The sequence below is a fragment of the Polyangiaceae bacterium genome (genome assembly GCA_020633235.1).
Classification (GTDB): Bacteria; Myxococcota_A; Polyangia; order Polyangiales; family Polyangiaceae; genus JACKEA01.
The window spans coordinates 285,932-304,977 of the sequence record JACKEA010000008.1 but is presented as its reverse complement, the minus strand read 5'-3'; the positions used below and the strand labels follow the sequence as shown (position 1 = coordinate 304,977).

General features: G+C 67.3%; 17 protein-coding genes. 4 read left to right on the top strand and 13 right to left on the bottom strand.

Annotation, left to right across the window (positions count from 1 at the left end; all coding sequences use genetic code 11):
- The first annotated feature begins 106 nt into the window (after positions 1-106).
- Positions 107-2,488: a hypothetical protein gene (locus tag H6717_37425; GenBank protein ID MCB9582781.1), complete on the top strand. Its 2,382-nt coding sequence runs from the start codon at positions 107-109 to the stop codon at positions 2,486-2,488.
- Between the two features lie 19 nt (positions 2,489-2,507).
- Here H6717_37425 and H6717_37420 read toward each other — a convergent pair whose 3' ends face one another.
- The 4 genes from H6717_37420 to H6717_37405 form a co-directional block, all read right to left on the bottom strand.
- Complete coding sequence (locus H6717_37420) at positions 2,508-3,023, bottom strand: hypothetical protein (GenBank protein MCB9582780.1); 516 nt, start codon at positions 3,021-3,023, stop codon at positions 2,508-2,510.
- 18 nt (positions 3,024-3,041) lie between these two features.
- A complete protein-coding gene (locus tag H6717_37415) occupies positions 3,042-4,436 on the bottom strand; it encodes a B12-binding domain-containing radical SAM protein (GenBank protein MCB9582779.1) in 1,395 nt (464 codons plus the stop codon).
- A 78-nt stretch (positions 4,437-4,514) separates the two neighbouring features.
- Positions 4,515-5,132, bottom strand: a complete 618-nt coding sequence (locus tag H6717_37410) for a hypothetical protein (GenBank protein MCB9582778.1) — start codon at positions 5,130-5,132, stop codon at positions 4,515-4,517.
- Positions 5,133-5,150: 18 nt separating this feature from the next.
- Entirely contained in the window at positions 5,151-6,920 is a 1,770-nt protein-coding gene (locus tag H6717_37405; GenBank protein ID MCB9582777.1) for an acetate/propionate family kinase, read from the bottom strand.
- Between the two features lie 140 nt (positions 6,921-7,060).
- Between H6717_37405 and H6717_37400 the strand changes: the two genes are divergently transcribed.
- Together H6717_37400 and H6717_37395 are read left to right on the top strand one after the other, a co-directional pair.
- On the top strand, positions 7,061-8,302 hold the full coding sequence (locus tag H6717_37400; protein MCB9582776.1) for a pyridoxal phosphate-dependent aminotransferase: 1,242 nt from the start codon (positions 7,061-7,063) through the stop codon (positions 8,300-8,302).
- A 120-nt stretch (positions 8,303-8,422) separates the two neighbouring features.
- Positions 8,423-9,424 (top strand): hypothetical protein, encoded by a 1,002-nt coding sequence (locus tag H6717_37395; protein ID MCB9582775.1) that lies wholly within the window; start codon positions 8,423-8,425, stop codon positions 9,422-9,424.
- Here H6717_37395 and H6717_37390 read toward each other — a convergent pair whose 3' ends face one another.
- Together H6717_37390 and H6717_37385 are read right to left on the bottom strand one after the other, a co-directional pair.
- Positions 9,425-10,465 carry a hypothetical protein gene (locus H6717_37390; GenBank protein MCB9582774.1) on the bottom strand — a complete coding sequence of 347 codons (1,041 nt, stop codon included), beginning with the start codon at positions 10,463-10,465 and terminating at the stop codon, positions 9,425-9,427.
- A gap of 76 nt (positions 10,466-10,541) precedes the next feature.
- Entirely contained in the window at positions 10,542-11,276 is a 735-nt protein-coding gene (locus H6717_37385) for a class I SAM-dependent methyltransferase (GenBank protein MCB9582773.1), read from the bottom strand.
- A 107-nt stretch (positions 11,277-11,383) separates the two neighbouring features.
- Here H6717_37385 and H6717_37380 point away from each other — a divergent pair, with 107 nt between their 5' ends.
- The gene (locus H6717_37380; GenBank protein MCB9582772.1) at positions 11,384-11,632 is read left to right on the top strand and encodes a hypothetical protein; all 249 of its coding nucleotides are present in this window, start codon (positions 11,384-11,386) and stop codon (positions 11,630-11,632) included.
- A 1-nt stretch (position 11,633) separates the two neighbouring features.
- Here the strand turns inward: H6717_37380 and H6717_37375 are convergent, their stop codons facing one another.
- The 7 genes from H6717_37375 to H6717_37345 form a co-directional block, all read right to left on the bottom strand.
- Positions 11,634-12,866 (bottom strand): hypothetical protein, encoded by a 1,233-nt coding sequence (locus H6717_37375; protein ID MCB9582771.1) that lies wholly within the window; start codon positions 12,864-12,866, stop codon positions 11,634-11,636.
- A 124-nt stretch (positions 12,867-12,990) separates the two neighbouring features.
- On the bottom strand, positions 12,991-14,295 hold the full coding sequence (locus tag H6717_37370) for a hypothetical protein (protein MCB9582770.1): 1,305 nt from the start codon (positions 14,293-14,295) through the stop codon (positions 12,991-12,993).
- Positions 14,296-14,354: 59 nt separating this feature from the next.
- Complete coding sequence (locus H6717_37365) at positions 14,355-15,539, bottom strand: HDOD domain-containing protein (GenBank protein ID MCB9582769.1); 1,185 nt, start codon at positions 15,537-15,539, stop codon at positions 14,355-14,357.
- On the bottom strand, positions 15,536-16,642 hold the full coding sequence (locus tag H6717_37360) for a response regulator (GenBank protein ID MCB9582768.1): 1,107 nt from the start codon (positions 16,640-16,642) through the stop codon (positions 15,536-15,538). The genes H6717_37365 and H6717_37360 overlap by 4 nt, the downstream gene beginning before the upstream one ends.
- A complete protein-coding gene (locus tag H6717_37355; GenBank protein MCB9582767.1) occupies positions 16,642-17,124 on the bottom strand; it encodes a chemotaxis protein CheX in 483 nt (160 codons plus the stop codon). Before H6717_37355 ends, H6717_37360 begins: the two co-directional genes overlap by 1 nt.
- On the bottom strand, positions 17,121-17,948 hold the full coding sequence (locus H6717_37350) for a protein-glutamate O-methyltransferase CheR (protein MCB9582766.1): 828 nt from the start codon (positions 17,946-17,948) through the stop codon (positions 17,121-17,123). The genes H6717_37355 and H6717_37350 overlap by 4 nt, the downstream gene beginning before the upstream one ends.
- Positions 17,938-19,044 carry a chemotaxis response regulator protein-glutamate methylesterase gene (locus H6717_37345; GenBank protein ID MCB9582765.1) on the bottom strand — a complete coding sequence of 369 codons (1,107 nt, stop codon included), beginning with the start codon at positions 19,042-19,044 and terminating at the stop codon, positions 17,938-17,940. Before H6717_37345 ends, H6717_37350 begins: the two co-directional genes overlap by 11 nt.
- Positions 19,045-19,046: the final 2 nt, after the last annotated feature.

Here is a 19,046-nt window from a genome sequence, read left to right as displayed (position 1 = left end):
CCTTTGCGTACTTGGATCCGCCGCCGTCGCGGGATGACGCGCAAGTGTGCCGAAAGATGCTGCTACTCTCTTCCATGGGACGCCCTCAATCGGAAGGTGGGAAGCGATGACCAGCAAACGTCTTGGTGCATGGCTCGCTATCGCGAGCTCTACGTTCTTGATCGGCTCCATGCTGAGCGCATGCGGCAGCGACTCTTCGGATGCGGGGCTCGGCGGCAGCGGCGGCTCGGGGAACACTGACGGCGGAGGCGCCACGGGCGGGACCGGTGGGGCGGCCGGCCAAGCCGGCATGGGTGGCCAAGGCGGAGCCGATCAGACCTGCGGCAACGGCAAGGTGGAAGGCACCGAGAAGTGCGACGACGGCAACCTCGACAGCGGAGACGGTTGCGAGAACACCTGCGATTTCACCTGTAGTGCGGGGGACACCAAGTGCGACGACGGCAATCCCTGCAACGGTGACGAGAGCTGCGGTGGGGATCACAAGTGCGTGGCGGGGACTCCCCTCTCGGATGGCACCAGCTGCGGCACCGACAGCTTCTGTGTGAACGGCAACTGCGTGCCGGCGACCTGCGGCGACGGGCAGACCCAGAGCGGCGAGGAATGCGACGACGGCGACACCGACGACACCAACGGCTGTACCACCGCCTGCAAGTTCAGCTGTCTCTCGACGGATCCGACCCGGGATTGCACGGCAACCGGCGACGAATGCGCGGGCAGCAACAAGTGCGACGACACGGCGCACACCTGCACCGGCGGCACACCGAAGGCGGACAACGACCCCTGCAACGGCGGCGCGGGCTACTGCGCCTCCGGCGTGTGCACCACCGCCCAGTGCGGCAACAGCAAGACCGAACCGGGTGAGGACTGCGACGACGGCAACACCGACGACACCGACGGCTGCACCCAGCAGTGCAAGTTCACCTGCACCGCGGGCACCCAGTGCTCCGATGGCAACACCTGCACTCAAGACGTGTGCTCGAACGCTCACGTGTGCTCGAACCCGGCGGACACCTCGAAGAACGGCCAGGCCTGCACGGGCGGAAGCGGCGCGGGCACGTGCCAGAACGGAAGCTGCGTCCCGGCCAGCTGCGGCGACGGCAACGTGACCGGCAGTGAGCAGTGCGACAAGGGCAACCAAAACGGCGTACCCGGCAGCGGCTGCACTTCCGGCTGCACCTACGAGTGCAATGGCAACACGGATTGCACCGACAACAACCCCTGCACCGGCACCGAGACCTGCGCCACCGTCACCGGCGGCAAGACCTGCAAGGCCGGCACGCCGCTGGCCAAGGGCGCCGTGTGCCAGGCCAACCCGCGGAGCATCTGCGACGCCAACGGCGGCCAGTGCAAGCTCAGCATCTGTGGTGACACCATCGTGGACACCGGCGGCGGGGAGCAATGTGAGCCGCCCAACACCGCCACCTGCGACGCCAACTGCAAGACCATCGCCGCGGCCGTGTGTGGCAACGGCACGCTGGAGACCGGCGAGCAGTGCGACGACGGCAACACCAAGAACCTCGATGGCTGCGACTCCAAGTGCAAGTACGAGGTCGTTCACCGCTTGCACCAAGCCTCCATCATGGGTGGCACCGGCCCGAGCTTCTGCTCTCACACCAAGAACCAGCTGGGCAACGTGGCGCTCACCAACACCGCCCTGGGCCAGCTCAACCCACAACTTCAGAGCGGCATCGACGACGGCAGCACCAACGTGCTGATTCAGTCGCTGAACCTGGACGACCTCACCGGCACCTCGGACTCGTCCATGCAGCTCGGTATCATGACGGGCATCTTGGATCCCGCGAAGGGCACCTGGCCGGCGACGGGCAATCCCATCGACTGGTGGTTCAAGGTGGATCAGTCCACCGTGGACGCGAACCTGCTCCCCACCGGCATCATGACCAACGGCAGCATCGCGGCGAAGCTCTTGACCGCCGGGCCCAGCGACGTGTTCTTGACGCTGCTCCTGGGCGGTAGCCCGGCGGTGCTCCAGATGCGCAACGCGAAGGTGCGCGGCAACATCACCGGCACGCCGAACAAGCCCGCGCCGCCGCCCACGAATCTGACCAGCGGTTTGGTGGTGTTCCCCGAGGTCTGGGCCGATGGCTCGAACCAGGGGCTGTGTGGCGACATCACCGTCGACTCCCTGTCCAAGATCCCGATCCCCGAAGCACTGACCACGGGCGTCGGCGCCTGCTCCAACAACTGCAGCGGCTCCCACAGCTACACGTACTGTGGGCAGGGCAACCCCGTAGGCCCGAACTGCAACTCGCTGTTGGATGCCCTGGTCGGCGGCTGCCGAGCGTTCCTGTGCATCACCGCCATCAACGCGACCCAGCCGGACGTGCCCTCGGGCAGCGCCGTGAAGTCCCTGAGCGTGCAAGGCTCACTGCACAAGGTGCCTCTGGCGGACACCAACGGAAACCTGGACGCCTACTCGTCCTACATCCGCTTCCGCGCACGCCGCGCCCACGCGACCGGCGTGAACTGAGAGCTCATCCGCCGGCGGGCTACGGCTCGCCGGCGGACGCGCATGCGCAGCCGCCGTTCTTGACGCGTTCGGTGGACTCCGCGACGCGCTCGCGCGCCCGCGTGCAGCGCGAGTCCGCCTCGCCCACGATCTCGCAAATGCGCTCCGCCGAGCGCTGCATGGACGCGAGGGCCTTGCACGCCGTCTCGCACGGCGACTCCTGACGCTCGCTCCCCGAGTAGTCCAGGTTCGAGGTCTCCTCCGTGGCCGGTTGGGGCGGCGGTGGGGCCTCGGGGGCTTCGGGCTGGGCGAGGGTGACGCTTTCCTTCTTGTCTCGCTCGACCTCGCCGGCTCGGCTCGGCACCAGCCGATCGATGCGCGCCTCGTCCGCGGCCATCAGCTGCTCCAGGCTCTCGACGTCGTCGGGCAGCTTGCCGGGCGCCGTGGCTCCCTGCTGCGCGCAGCCCACCGCCAGCGCTCCGCACAGGAGCAACACGACGCCACGGCCCTGGGAACGCAAAAGAGACACCGATTCCACCCGAGAAAACGCCGGCACGGCGCGGCAGCTTACACCTCATGTTGGAGCCATCGCCAGACGAGCAACGCGAGGGCTTTTTGGGTGCTCGATGGCAGCCCGCGCCGGCCGGGCGTCGGCGGGGACGTTTCCGCAGAAGCGCTTCAGTCCGTAGAAGCCGTTCATGCTCGCGGCAAGGAGCAGCGCTCCCGGCCGGAGCTGGCGGGCGCCTCGAGCCAGCCGCTCTGCGACGAAGCGCGGGGAGAAGGCGCGGCGCCACAGCGTTCGGTGCGCCGCTCTCAACGCTTCGGCCGTCATGCGCTTCGGCGAGTACGCGACGTTGTAGCCGTTGTAGCCGTTCCAACCCACGCCGGAGAGGAGGCGGTTGTCTGCCCGCATTTGCTCGTACAGCGGGGTGCCGCGAAAGGGCGTGAGCACGCTCAAGAACGGCACGTCGAACTCGAGCGCCTGGATCACGTCCGCCATGTGCACCACGTCCGCGGGCGTCTGGTCGTCGAAGCCGGCGATGAATCCCGCCATCACGCAGATGCCCTCGTCGTGCAGGCGTTTCACGGCGTCGCGATACTCCGCCACCTTGTTCTGCCGTTTGGAGGCCTGGCGGAGCGCGGCGGTCGTGAACGTCTCGATGCCCAAGAAGATGCCGATGCATCCCGAGTCCCGCATCAAGCGCATCAGCTCACGGTCCCGGACGATGTCGATGGACGCTTGCGTGAGCCACCAGCGTCCCCTGCCCCGGAGGCCGCGCAGCAGATCCTTGGCCCAGGCGCGACGCACCAGGAGATTGTCGTCCCAGAACCAAACGAGCTTCTCCTGTAGTGGGTTGCCGTCGCGCCCGCCCGGACCCACCGGCTTTTCGACGTCGCGGAGCACCTCGTCTACGGGACGCACGCGAAAGCCGGGGTTCAGCTCCGGCACCGAGCAGAAGCTGCAGCTGAAGGGACAGCCGCGGGTGGCCTGCACCACGCGGCGCACGGCGAAGCGATCTTCGAGCAGATCGTGCCGCGGTGAAGGTAGCCCCGCGAGGGGGCGCGCCTCACCGCGATAGGTCTTCCGCAGCCGTCCGCGCTCCGCATCGCGCAGCATCTCCAGCCACACGGACTCGGCCTCCCCCGTGACGACCGCGTCGGCGTGCCGCAGCGCTTCCGCGGGCCAGTAGCTCGCGTGGGGCCCGCCCAGCACGACACGCACGCCGCGCGCACGGTAGGCGTCCGCCAGCTCGTAGGCGCGATCGGCGAAGCCCGAGAAGAACGAGATGGCGACCACATCGACGTCGTCGTCCACCACGACGGGCCGCACCTGCTCGTGCACCACCTCCACTTCCCAGCTCGCCGGCGTCAACGCTGCAAGGTGGATGCCGGTGACCGGCGGCACCATGTGTCTGAGGTGCCCGCGGCGGTAGCGAGGGACGTAACTGACGACGATGCGGAGCTTCATGCTCCTCAAGAGAGCACGCGGGCGCGCACGGCCGATGCAGACCGCGTGGAGGGTCCGAGGACAATCGGTGCAATGCCCTCAGGCGTGTTCCCGCGGCGGCGGCATCAAGCAGGTGGCACTGATGAGCAGCCACGTGAGCGGCCACAGAGCCAGGGAAAGGACGCCCAGGCTGCTCCAAAAGGCGAACCGCACGACGTCCGCCGCGCCGGGCTCCGGATCCGGACCGATGCCGAGCTCGCGGCGGACCGACAAAACGGAACGGTCGAGGAGCTCGTGGCCATAGCGGCGGCGAAACAGGTTACGCCCGCGGCGACCCCGAGCGAACGCGACGAGGGTGCGCCGCGGCGCGAGCAAGAGGCCGAGGCCGGTACCCGCCACGTCGAAGCCGATGGCGGCGACGTACGCCCCCGAACCGCCGCCCAGCTCCCACGCGCTGATTTCGCATTCGCCGACGAGGCTGGTGCTGTAGCCCGTGAGCACGTGATGCAAGTCGTGAGCGCGCAGCGCCCGGCCGTGAGCCGGCGGATTCGGGATGCCCATCTCGATGCCGCCGATGGGAATGCGGATCCACCACGCGTCGTAGTCGATGCCCGAGGAACCAAGGGCGCGAAAGTACCGGGAGCGGGCGCTCTCGAGCGACTCCTCCGCTTCCACGTTCACCAGTGGAGCGTCGTCCAGGTATGCCGCAAGCGCCACGCCTCAGCGTAGCGCAAATTACTCTTCGCGGGGGGCGCGGCGGCGGCGGAGCTGCGCGCTGGCACCGCCCACGTTGGTGTAGATGAGCGCGCCCTCGGCGCCTTTGTTCAGCTCCGCGGCGTTGGCCTCGTCCGTGTCGATGTGCATCTCGAGCTTGTACTTGGGGCTCACCCGCACGAGCACGTCGCCGAAGACGAGATCCCGCGGGCCGCCATCGATGGCGACCTCTACCTCGTCGCCGTCTTGCACGCCGAAGTGATTGGCGTCGTCCGGCGTCATGTGGATGTGTCGCTTGGCGCAGATCAGGCCTTCGCCCAGGTTCACGGTGCCCGCGGGGCCCTCCACGATGATGGGCGCGGAGCCGGCGACCTTGCCGGAGTCGCGAATGGGCGCGTCCACGCCCAGCAAGAACTCGTCCGTGCGCGAGATCTCGACCTGATTCTTGGAGCGCAGAGGACCGAGGAGCCGCACGCCGTCGATGCGATTGCGGGGCCCGACGAGGTTCACCTTCTCTTCACAGGCGTACTGCCCGGGCTGCGAGATGTCCCGCAGCTTGGTGGGCTCTCTGTCGGCGCCGAAGAGCTTGCCGAAGGTGTCCGCGTCCAGGTGAATGTGCCGCGCGCTGATGGCAATGGGAATGGGACCGGGGTTTTCGACCTTGGTCTTGTTGCGCACGATGTTCGCCGTCTGCTGCGCAATGCTGAGCTCCTCGTTGGTCTTCACCACCAGCGTCTTCACTCGGCTCACGTCACTGCTGATGCGAGCCACCGGCGCTTCCGCCGACACCTTGGCGTCGGCATTCGCGTCGTCGTCCAGGAGCAGGCCCAGAAACTCCAGTCGCTGCAGGATGCGCTGGCGCATGCTCACGCTGTTCTCGCCGATGCCTCCGGTGAACACCACGGCGTCCAACCCGCCCATCGCCGCGGCGTAGGCGCCCACGTACTTGCGCACTCGATGCGCGAACACGCTGATGGCCAAGCGACAGTGATCGTCGCCCTCCGCCGCACGCTTCTCGATGTCGCGCAGGTCGTTGCCCACCTTCGAAAGCCCGGCGAGACCGCTCTGGCGGTTCAACAGGTGGTCCACGCCGTCCACGTCAAGCTCGCCGCTGCGCAAGAGCGCCAGCACCACGCCCGGGTCGAGGTCCCCGGAGCGCGTGCCCATCACCAGCCCCTCCAGCGGCGTCATGCCCATGCTCGTCTCCGTGGAATGCCCCAGCTCCACCGCGCAGGCGCTGGCGCCGTTGCCGAGGTGCAGCGTGACCAGCCGCAGCTCGTTCAGCGGGCGCGCCAGGTGCTTGGCTGCGAGCTCCGCGACGTACGCGTGGGACGTGCCGTGAAACCCGTAGCGCCGCACCCCGTGCCTTTCTGCCACGTCGGGATCGATGGCGTAGGTGCGGGCGCGCCGCGGCATGCGCGCATGAAACGCGGTATCGAACACCGCCACCTGCGGCACGCCCGGCAGCGCCGCCCGTGCCGCGCGAATGCCCGCCAGGTTCGGCGGGTTGTGCAGCGGCGCCAGCGTGATGCACGCCTCGATCTGCGCCACCACGTCGTCGTCGATCACCACCGCGTCGAAGAACTTGTCACCGCCGTGCACCACGCGGTGCCCCACCGCGGCGATGTCATGCTGCTTCACTCGTTCGAACACCTGAGCCAGCGCTTGCTCGTGAGTGAGCGCCTCTCCCACGCGCTCCACCTTGTCGTGCACCAGCACCTTCGCCTGGTCCGGATCGATGACCTGGTACTTCACGCTGGAGGATCCGGAATTGATGACGAGAACGTGCATGCCTGCTCCCCTGTTTCTTTTGTGTTGGTGCGCCGCGGAAACCCCGCGGCCCGGCAGCATACGTTTTCTTTTGCACGCTGGCGCGCGTCGATTGCACGACGTCTCTGTTCCATCCGGGAGAAACGCTGTAAGTTCCAGCGATGCACCCCAGCGCCTTCCGCACCGTGCCCCGCACCGGCGTCATCTACGTCATGGCCGAGGCGGGCCGGCACGGCTACCGGCAGAGCGACCCGGCCTGGAGCAACTTGGGGCAAGGCATGCCCGAGGCAGGAGCGTTGCCCGGAGCGCCCCCTCGGGTGGAGAGCGTGAGCATCGACGTCGAGGATCAGGAGTACGCACCGGTCGCGGGCCTGTGGGAGCTCCGGGAGGCCGTGGCCGACCTCTACAACGACCTGTTTCGTCGCGGGATGCCGTCGCAGTACAGCGCGGAGAACGTGGCCATCGCCGGTGGTGGGCGGGTGTCCATCATGCGCGCCTGCGCGGCCATCGGTCCCGTGAACTTGGGGCACTTCTTGCCGGACTACACGGCGTACGAAGAGCTCTTGGACGTGTTCCGTCGCTTCACCCCCATCCCCATCTCGCTGGATCCGGAGCGTGGCTACGAGTTCACGGAGCAGGAGCTGCGGCGCGAGATCTTGGGTCGCGGCCTGGGCGCCGTGTTGCTCTCGAATCCATGCAACCCCACCGGCAAGCTGGTGCGCGGAGAGCGGCTCGCGGGTTGGGTCGGCGCTGCGCGGGAGCTCGACTGCACCCTGCTGGTGGACGAGTTCTACTCGCACTACATCTGGGACGAGCAGCCCGCGATCGTGAGCGCGGCGGAGTACGTGGAAGACGTGGACAAGGATCCCGTCGTGCTGTTCGACGGCCTCACCAAGAACTGGCGTTACCCGGGCTGGCGGACCACCTGGATCGTCGGCCCCAAGAAGGTGATCGACGCGGCGGCCAGCGCCGGCTCGTTCCTGGATGGGGGCGGCACGCGGCCGCTGCAACGCGCAGCGGTGCAGGTGGTACGCGCCGAGCATGCGCGCGCGGAGAACGCCGCGATTCATCGCGTGTTCGGAGAGAAGCGCCAGCGGCTGCTCTCGGGCCTGCGCGAGATGGGCGTCAAGCTCGACATCGAGCCCGAAGGGACGTTCTACGTGTGGGGCGACCTCTCCGAGCTGCCGCATTCTCTCCGTCTGTGCGACGACTTCTTCCGCGCCGCCCTGGAGCGAAAGGTGATCGTGGTGCCCGGTAAGTTCTTCGACGTGGACCCCGGACAGCGCCGCCACGGCCGCCCATCGCGCTTCCGGCACCACGTGCGTTTCTCCTTCGGACCTTCACTGCCGTCCATCGAGCGCGCTCTGGGCGAGCTCAAAGAGATGGTGAACGACGCGCGGTGAGCACGGCATCGCGCCGCGTGGGTCGGCTACTGCCTTCGCATGCTCGATGAGGGTCGCATGGCGACCGTGTTCCCCATTTGTGGCCTGGCGCCCGCGCCCCCCTAGCGTACGCGCGGATCCGTGGCATACTGGCGTTCCTGGGAGGGCGACATGTTTCGTCATTGGCTGCATCTGCTTCCGCTGCTCGCGGCGGGCTCCATCGTAGTTTCCTGCGGCGGCTCCACCGACAATGGTGGGAGCTCCGGCGGCGCCAACTCCGGCGGCGCCAGCTCCGGCGGCGCCAGCTCCGGCGGCGCCAGCTCCGGCGGCGCCAGCTCCGGTGGCACCAGCTCCGGCGGCGCCAGCTCCGGCGGCACCAGCTCCGGCGGAGTGGGCGCCACTGGCGGCGGGGGAAGTGCTCCCGTGTTCTGTGGCGGAGTAACCTGCGCCGTCGGGGAAGACTGCTGCGTTGCGGACGGCACCTGCTTCGATCCCGTGGCCGCCCCCGGTGCCTGCGCGCCGCCCAGCGGTGGCCCCAACCCACAGGGCCAAGCGCCGTGCACGGCCAGCTCTCAGTGCGGGCCGGACGAGTACTGCCTCCCCGACAAGCTGTGCCTGGGTCCGGGCCACTGCGCGTCCAAGAGCAACTGCCCGACGTCGTCCGGCGCGAGCTTCTGTGGTTGCGATGGCGTGACCTATCCGGATGCGCAGACCGCCTGCCATGCGGGTGCAACCGTCATCGGAATGGGCAAGTGCGGCGAGCCGCAGACCGTCGGCGCCGGGGGTGGCAGCGCCGGCAAGTCCGTCATCTACTGCGCGTCGAACGCCACGTGCCCCGCGGGGCAGGAGTGCTGCAACATCACCGGGCAGTGCTACGACAGCACCCAGCCCGCGCTGTGCGACTTCCCTCCGCCCGGCACGAACCTTCCATGCCTGGATGACACGCAGTGTTTCGACGGCTTCGAGTACTGCAAGAAGGACGGCTGCGACGGCCCGGGGGGCTGCGTCGCCGCGCCGGGCACGGGGAGCTGCACGGGAGAGCTCACGCCCGTGTGCGGCTGCAACGGCAAGTCCTACACCAACGCGGCCTGCGCCGCAGTGGACGGCACGAACGTGGCCCACGCGGGCCAGTGCACTCCCTGACTACAGCCCCGCCATCTTGACCGGGACCAGGAGTCCGCTGCCTTCGAGCTTGTCGATGGAGCTCTTCACGCCCCGCCGGATCTCCGCGTCCTCGATGGGCTTGCCCTGAGCGTTCTCCAGGTGGCCCCCCACGTGCTTTCGGAAAGTGGCGATTGCCGTGAGCATGCGTTCGGCGACCAGGTCCGGCAGCGGCACTTCGTCGATGTCGAAGCCGAAGGACAGGGCGGCGTAGCTTCCGCTGGAACGCTCGAAGTCGAACTGGAACGGCGCCGACGCCGGCCTCAAGGTGATGAGTCGGTCGCTGCCGACGCCCGTCGTGTTGCTCCACGCAAAGCTGCCGAAGTCGCTCCGCAAAAAGCCGAGCGCCTCGGCGATGCGATACACGTCTTGAGCGCGAAACGCCTTGGCTTCCGACACCAGCTGGACGTCCACCACGGCGCCGGCTTCCTTGCGTAGGGAAGAGAGCTTCTCCACCCGGCCTTTCACCACGTTCTCGTTGAGCGCTCCCGCGGGTTTCGCCCCCAGACGAAAGCCGAGGTTCTTGCAGCCGGCGATGAGCTTCTCCAGAGCGATCGTCGGATCGTCCTCGAGCTGGGCGGCACGCACCAGGTCCATGGTGCAGGCGACGCGGGTGACCTTTTCCGTCGGGCTCTCGAGCACCGGTTGAAAGCCCGACTTGCCGTCGATCAGTACCGCCCAAGCGCCGGAGTAGGTCCGCCAGGTGGCGGAGTACGCTTGGGTGACGACCACCAGCGGCTTCTCTCGGAAGCCGAGGAAGAGCGCAGGGCGAAGTCGCGAGCCCACCTTCGGAACTTGCTTGGGGATGCGATCGATGGGGGGCAAGGGCGAGAGCTTTGCGATCTCCGCCGAGCTCGCCGTCTCGCGCTCCGTGGGCAGCGGCGCCGGCGGCGCGGTATCGACCGTGATGGGCGGTGGCGCTTCCGGCGCGCTCGGCTCCGTCTCGGAGGACGAAAGCCGCCAGATTGCCACCGCGCCGACGACGGCCAGTGCTGCGAGCCACCCCACGCTCCGTGTCTTCACGCGGGGGCGAGCTTACGCGAAGTGCGGAGCGCCGGGAAAGAGGGTCCGAACCGCGAGGTTCCGCGGTCTGCCGACATCAGGAAGCGTGGAAGAACGTGATGCGATCCTCGACTGGAGCCGAGTCCGCCGTGAGCCAAGGCTCGGCCGCAAGGGCAGGCGTGCAGGGACCGAAGCTGGCCAGGCGAATGGGGCGGCGGCGGGCTTCGCCTCGCAGGCGCGCGAGCACCGCTTGCAGCGTGGCGCCCCGGAACGGCGTGTAGAGGTAGAACAGCGTGCCCCGGGAGAAGTCGGCAGCGCGAGCGTCGCCAAGGCGGAAGTGAGCGCGCTCGAGCTGCAAGGCGCGCGCGGAGCGTCGAGCGGAGTCCACGAAGGCGGGCTCGATCTCGATGCCCACCGCCGTTGCGGAAGTGAGCAGCGCGACAAGGAGCACCACGTGTCCGAGGCCCGCACCGAGATCGACCACGACGTCCGTCTCCCGCAGCTCGCCGCGGCGAATCAGCTCGAGCGCGTGCCGCGCGGGAGTCGGCTGGTAGAACACCCGCTCCGGGTGCTGGGCGCGCTGCTCGGGACCCGGCTCGCACAGCCGCAACAGGCCCGCGATCAGATCGTCGAGGTGATCGTAGCCGTCCCCGATGGCGTCCTTCGGGTCGGTGAAGGAGAGTATGCGACGGCGGCGATCCGGATCCTCGAGGATGTTCTGGCACAGCGCGTCGTTGTCTCGCAGCAGCGCCTGCGCGACGCGCGCATCGCCTTCGAGCTCGAGCCGCAGCAGCAGTCGACAACGCTCGCGAAACGACTCCGCCTCCGTCACGGTGCGACTATGAAACGCCGAGTTGATCCCGGTCAATTGCGGGCGTTGCCCCGCATTGTGCGGGTGCTTAACTGATCAGGGCGGACACACAAAAAAAGGAGGAGGCCATGGCCGAGAGCACACGCGTCTCCGCGATCGAGGTGATGAAGAGCTCGATCGAGGCATTGGAGGCCCGCGTCGTCGAGATGAAGAAGGCGACGGATCTGCTGGCCGTGTCGCAGGGGCTCACTCCGCCCTACGGCACCGTCACCATGACTGCGAAAGCAAGGGAGGCGTCCTTCACCCGTGAGGAGCTGCCTTCCGCGAACTTCCGCATCGAAAACGGTCCCAGCTTCAGCTCGGATACCCAAGACTGACTCAGCGCTGCACGGGTACCTCGAGCTGAACACGGGCGGCATCTTTCGGGTCCACGCGAAAGATCAACGTGGACCCGACGGCAAAGTTCGACTGCATTCGAGCAACGATCATGGTCTGCGTACGGTAGCGATGAGCCGGAGCGTCGTCGGGCGTGACCAATAGCTCGATGTCGATGGGGATGCTGCCTTCCACCGGCCGTTCCATCTGTGTGCAGCTCAGCACGTGAGCCACGTGGGAAGTGCCGCGCAGGCGCAGCGTGTGCTCCCGTTTGTTCAGCCGCCACACGTTGATCCCAAACGGCAGGGTCATGAGCCCCACCAGGCCTCCGCACACCACGGCAATGCCCCAACCCAGCCCATCAGAATCGAAGCCCAACGCCACGCCCGCAAGGGGCAGCACCACTCCGCCCGCCGCCCACACCAAGCAGTAGACCCCCATCAAGGTGAGCAGCAGCCCCGCGACCTGTCCGCCGTGCATGGGCATCGGCTCCATGGCTTCTGCCCGGCGCTGCGCCTCCGCCAGACTCCGCGGGCACAGTTGCCACGCCGCGTGAGCCTGGATGAAGCGAATCACTCGACGGTGCGCTAGAGGTCCCAGGTCTCGACGCACCATGACCAGGACCTCCGCCGCGATCTCGAGCTCACCCATGCGCTCCCAAGCGTTCGCACAAAGCACCGCGCATTCGGGTCCGTAGGCGTCCGAGAGCGGCACGTCCCCTGCTCCCAGGACCAACAGCACGCGTGACAGCGCTCCACTCGCCGTGTCCAAGTAGGCACGGGCAAAGCGATAGGCGGTGTCCGCCAGCAGATCCTCGGAGCGCGGGTTGCACAGAGCGATCCACGCTTCCGCAGCCTGCGCGTCCCCTGCCCTGAGCGCGCTCCGAGCGAGCAGCGCATGCAGCACTTGGCGTTGGCTCGGGTCCGTCAACACAGCGAGGGCGCTCTCCGTGAGCGCACGTTGGCGCAGCAGGTCTTGCCGCTCGAACAGCGTCTCGGCCAAGCTCAGGGTGAGCAGGAACAACCGACGCGCTGCTTCTTCTTCGCCGGCCTGCCTGCGCAGCTCCGTCCAGGTCGCCCAGGCTTGGTTTTCTTTTGCCGGGGCGACGCGATCCCCGGCGAGGAGCACTGCGACGTCCGGGGGCGGCACGAAACGTCGCTCCTGAGCCACGAGCAAGGCCAACCGCTCGGGCTCGGAGCCGGCCGTCGGAGGAGCGACTGCGGCTTCCGGCCGCATTCGCACTTCGAGCGGCGCCCGGCAATGTCCACACGTGGCGCTGCCCGCTCGAGGCTGTACCTCGACGGGTGCGCCGCAGTGCTCGCACAACAAGTAGCGTCGATTCCGGTCGTACGCGCTCACGTCAATCGAGCTCCATCTGCACCATGCGATGGTCCGCGGGGTCCATGCGCACCACGGCCAGGGAGCCCGGTCCGAAGCGCTCGCGCGTGGCGGCATCCGCGTGGAACACGGTGTGCGCCTCGAACGGCACGCCTGTGGGCGGGAGCACCAGCACGCGATACGACAGCTGCGGCAAGCCGTTGGTGGACTGCTTTGTGCCGCGCGCGTGGATGATCCGGGCGGCGGCCTGCACGCCCTGGGCTCGAATACGCTTCGCGCGCCGCGCTTTGCGGAAATCGACGATGGCGATGGCAAGGAACACCGTCGCCAACATGAACGCGAAGCCGGAAGCGGCGTAGGCCGCGGCGAGCTCGCCAAACAGCGCGATGCTCGCGAACAGGATCAGTCCCAGCAACACGTGACCCGCCGTGAGCGCCAACGCCAGCAACGGCGCGCCGGCTGCTTTGGCTGCGAGAGCCACCCCCCGATCGCGTTGCAGCCCATCCGCGCGCGGAAAGCTTTCGCTGCACAGCCCGAGATCTGCGTGCCGTTCCACGAACCGGGCGCAGGCGTAGCGCAGCAAGGATGACCCTCGTTGGTTCAGCTCGTCCAAGGCCTGAACGGCCATGTCCATGCGGCCCAGCCGTTCCCAGGCGTGTGCGCGGAGCGCCGCGCACTCCGCTTCGTGATCTTGGTGCAGCATCACGTCGCGCGATGTGCCTCCGATCGTTTGGAGCACGCGCTGGGGGTCCTGCCCCGAGAGGGTGTCGAGGTACGCGCGGGTGTGGCGATACGCCGTGTCGCTCGCCAAGCCGCGCGGCCGAGCGTCGCAACGTGCCAGCCACGCCTCCGCTGCACTCGGGTCTCCCGCGCGCGCCGCGCCTCGAGCCAGGGCTGCGTACAGAACGTGTCGATCCGCGGGCGCAGTGGCGACATCCAACGCCCCCTCGAGGATCGCGCGCTGACGCAGTGGGTCCTTTGCGTTCTCGAAGTGCTGGGCGAGGGCCAGGGTGAGCAAGCGGAGGCGCGCAGCGTCTCCGCTTGCTCGCGCCGCCCGCCACAGCGCCGATGCTTCCCGCGCTTTCCAGGGCAACAGGTCCACGCCGACGAACAGATGGTCGAGGGCTCGGCGAGCTTCCGTCTGGCGCATCAGCGTCTCGCCGTCCATGTCCTCGGTGACCTTGACGGCGTCTCGGGCGATGGCGAGCGCAGCCCCCCGCTGCCCACAGTACCGACACGCTTCTTGACCGCCGGCCGGGCCCACGGACAACGGAGCACCGCAACCCTCGCAGGCAACGACGCGAAGCTCGAAAGTGAAAGCCGCCACTCGCCTTCAGGGTACCCGGCGCCGGGCGGCCTCCGAAGAGTGAATTCCGTGACGCGGGCTCAGGCCGCGTCCACCAGCTTTTCCACCATTCGGCGCCACTTCGGGAGCTCGTCTCCGAAGCCTGCGTCCTTCAGGAACTGGACGTCCAGGCTTTCTTCGGGATCCCCGCAGGTCACGATGCCGATGAGGGCGTCCGCGGCGTGAACCGCGCACAGCACGCCACGGTCCTCGCCTCGAACCGAGCCCGGAGAGTGATGGTACGCCACCGCTTCCAGGATCGAGAACGGTAGTCCCCACATGCCCAACAGATAGGCCCCCACCGCCGCGTGCGTCGTGCCCAGGAGCTCGCTCTCCACCTCGATGACCGGAGTGCCGTCTTCCGCAGCGCGACGCAGCACCTCGTTCGACTCTTCGGGTTTGGCCACCGCGATCACCATCTGGCCGATGTCGTGCAGGAGCCCTGCGGTGAACGCTTCGTCGCCCTTTCCGCGGGGCGCCAGGAAGCGCTTGGCGAGGAGTCCGCTGCGCAAGGCGAAGCCCTGGAAGGCTTCCAAGGAGAAGCCACCGGGCCGGTCCTTGCGAAATGCCGTGAACACGTGGGCGCTCAACACCAAACCGCGCAGCATGTCCAGACCCAGGTAGCTCACGGCTTCCTGAATCGAACTCATCTTGCGGACGGTGCCGAAGAACGCGGAGTTGGCCAGCTGGAGCACCTTCACCGTCATCGCCGGGTCGCTCTGGATGATCTGCGCGACCTCCGCCATGCCGGCGTTCGACTTGGACATCAGGTCCGTCAACTGCAGGTAGATGGTGGGGACGGACGGGAGGCGGTCCAAGCGCCCGATCACGTCCTGGAGCTCCGAATGCGCGAACACCTCTTGCAGGCAGAAGGTGCGCTCGATCGCCTCCCGTAGCTGGTCGTCCGTCGAGCCGAAGCCAATGATCTGTTGAACCGCCGAGATCGACCGTGGGCCCTCTTTCGCGCCGCTCCGCACCAGGCCGATGCGCGCCACGCTCGGCGTCGAGTCCTTCACCTGGCCCAGGAATGCAGTGCCGTCCAGCTGTGGTGATTCGATGTCCGCAACGACGACTTCCACCGGGACCGACTCGAGGCGTGCCCGCGCCGTTTCGACAGAATCTGCCTGCAACACGTGCCAGGCCTGCTTGCTCGAGGCGAGGACGGTTTCCAGACGCCCGACCATTTCGGACGAGCTGCCAACCACCAAAACATGCTTGTGAGTCATGATGCCCCCGGGGCTACTTCGATGGGGTGTTTCGGTACCAGCGCGTGCTTGAGACGCTCCGCCATGGTGGAGGAGATGCGAGTACCCGCGCCGAGGAGAAGCATTCCTCGTGCGTTGAAGACGTCCTTCGCCAGGACCATTCCTTCGCGGAGGGTGTCTGCGGTGACTTTCACGTTCTGCTTGGAGCACAACCCAATGCGCACCACGATGCTGGCGCCTTGTGCCGACAGGACGAAGCTCTCCTGCCGCTGGCAGGTCGCCGAGTAGTGATACAGATGGTCCGGCGGCAGGGGCTCGGGGAGGCCGCCGGTGAAGGCGAACGCACCTTGGCTGAAGGCTTCCTTGAGCGCGCCCATGCCCATGTTCGCGAGCTCGCTCAGCATGTCACCTTCGAGCTCGGCGGAGTCCTCCCCGAAGACGTGGGCCGTGAGGCTCTGGGCGCTGTGGGCGTCCATGGCCACCGCCAGCCGGACTTCGAGCTGGTGCTCCGCATTCGAGAGCAGGATGCCCGATGCAATGGCAACGTCCGCGGTGTCGGGGGCCGGAGCATCCACGGCGACGTCCAGCATCAAGAAGGTGTCCACGACGCCCTTGAGCTCTTTCTGCATCGACTGCCAGGCGTCGGACGCTGCGACGGCATCCAAGGGGGTGGCCGGCTCGTCCCCCGCGCTGCTGGGCACGCGGGTGGACTCGGCAGGCAAGTCGACGCCCGCGCGGCGCAGCAGCTCCGCCTCCAGCTCGAGAATTCTGTGCGGCGCGACCAAACGCGCCGCCAGCTGCCCGGCGGACAAGGGCTTGTGCAGCTCGCCGTCACATCCGGCTTCGTACGCCGCCCTGAGGTGCGTCTCCGCGAGCCCTTGCGTCATCAGGAACACGTACACATAGTGCGGCAGCACGCGGGAACGCAGCTCGCGGATGAACCGAATCGCGTCCGCCGGCGGCAGCTGCGCGTCCACCAACACCACGTCCGGCACCTTGGCGGCGATCCGGCGATTGGCCTCCAGCTCCGTCTTGGCCGAAACCACCTCGTGGCCCAGCTCTCTGAGGGCGGCGCTGGTTCGAGCCGTGTCCCCCAGGTCTCGATCGACGACGAGTACGCGCATCACTCCGCTTCCGTGTTGTGAGTCAGCCCGCTCTCGAGCACCGTGACTCGCAGAACGTCCGCACCCAACTTGAAGTGCAGGCAATGGATCGGCTTGGTTCCGGCGATGCTGATGGATTGGTCACCGACGATGGGCAGCGACAGGTGGCACGGGCCCTTCTCGTAGGATGCGAACAACGACTTCAAGTTCCCACCCACCACGTTTACGATTTCGCCCATCGCATCCCGCGCTTGCTCGTCCGTGAGCTGCTCGAGGGAGCAGCCGAACATCTGAGCTGCCGTGCGATAGGCAAGAATCCTGGAGCAAGCGATGACCACGGCGCCGCGCCAGGGGCCATCTATGGTGACGCAACCAGCGAGAACGTCTCGTGGTTCGAAAGCGCAGTGGCCCTTCTCGGCGTGGGCCAACGCGGCCTCGGTGCCCAAGAGGGCGGTGGAAACCGCTTGAACGACGTCGACGATCTCCTCCGTCCACGCGATCATCTGGTCTCCGGACCGACCTGGTAGTAGCCGGCTTTGTCGCATCCGACCCGCGTCCACTGCGGGTCGACGTTGAGTGTGGTCTCCGAAGCGCCCAGAAACAGTCCGCCGTCCCCATTCATCTCCCGGGCGACCCGCTCGAGGATCTTCCGCTTGGTGGGGACGTCGAAGTAGATGAGCACGTTGCGCAGGAACACGATGTCCGGACGCCGCGAGAGCTTCCATTCGCCAATCAGGTTGAGGTTCGAGAACTCCACTCGCTTTCTGACGTGCTCCACGACCTCCCACTGTGTGCCGGAGCGAGTGAAGTACTTGATGAGCATGGTCGCGGGTAGGCCGCGGTTCACCTCGAGCTGGCGGTAACGGCCGCTCCGAGCGCGCTCCAGCACCTGGTCCGAGATGTCCGTACCAAAGATCCTCACGTTCCAGTCCGTGAGGTTCGGGAAGTGCTCGTGAAGCAGCATGGAGATGCTGTACGGCTCTTGACCCGTAGAGCACGCCGCACACCAGATGGTGAGCGAACGCGAGGTCTGCCGCTTCTCCAACACCTTGGGCAGCAGGTTCTTCTTCAGGCACTCGAAGGGCGCGACGTCGCGGAAAAAGGACGTTTCGTTGGTGGTGAGAGCTTCCACCACCTTCGACTCCAGACCTACCGTTCCTCGCCGGGTCTCCCCCAAGAGGGCATCGATGGACTCGTGCCCCGTCTCCAAGGCCAGAGACTCGAGCCGAGACTTGATGAGGTACTCCTTGCTCTCGTCCAAGACGATCGCAGAACGGTCGTAGACGAGCTTGCGGACGAAGTCGGCCTCGGTGGGGCTAAGCGACATTGGGCTCCTGAACGGTTCTTCGACGGAACGCATCGACTCTGCGCGTTACTTCCGCCCCCAAGTCCGAAATGGGCAGCACCGCCTGGGCCAGCCCTGCCTTGGCGATGTAGCCCGGCATCCCCCAAACGACGGAGCTGAGCTCGTCTTGAACGACGGCCTGCCCTCCGGCTTCGCGAATGAGCTTGGCTCCCACGAGACCGTCTTGCCCCATACCTGTGAGCACCACCGCCAGGGAGCTCGCGCCAAAGGTCGCCGCCACCGAACGGAACAGCACGTCCGCTGCCGGCCGGCAGGAGTTCTCCTGTGGGCCCTGGTTCAGCACCAACTTGAGCCCGCTCGGCCCCCGCGCCACGGTGAGGTGGTAGTCACCGGGTGCGATGTACGCGTGACCGGGCTCCGGGGTCTCGCCGTCCACTGCCTCTGACACCCGTACGTCGCAGCTCGCGTCCAAGCGTTCTGCGAACAGCTTGGTGAACAGCGGTGGCATGTGTTGGACGATCAGGATGGGCACCGGGAAGCGCTGCGGCAGCTTCGCGAACAATGTCGTGAGAGCGTTCGGCCCGCCCGTCGACGCGCCGATGGCCACGACGTCGATGCGCGAAGGTGCCGTTTCGGGAATGATGACGCGTGCACCTGGCCTGGAGACCGAACGCGGAGGCGCGCTCGCGCGAGCGCGGGCCTTCAAGGCTCGCGCGCCCAGCGACTTCACGATCGGCACCAACTGCTGGCGCACGTGCTCGATCGCCTGCTCGCGATTCGTCATGCCGCTGGGCTTGGTGACGACGTCGGTGCCGCCACGAGCCAGAGCTTCCAGCGTCTGTTTTGCCGAAGATCCGTCGACGGAGCTGAACATGACCACCGGAAGCTCCGGATGGGTCTTGCGCAGCTCCGTCAACGTTTCCAAGCCGTTCATTTGCGGCATCTCGACGTCCAGGGTCAGTACGTCGGGATGCGTGAACGGGAGCTTGGCAAGTGCAATGCGACCACTCGCGGCGGTCGCCACGACCTCGATCCCCGGCTCGGCGGACAGGATGTCGCTCAACATCCGCCGAATCACGACGGAGTCGTCGACCACGAGGACGCGAATGTTCTCCATGA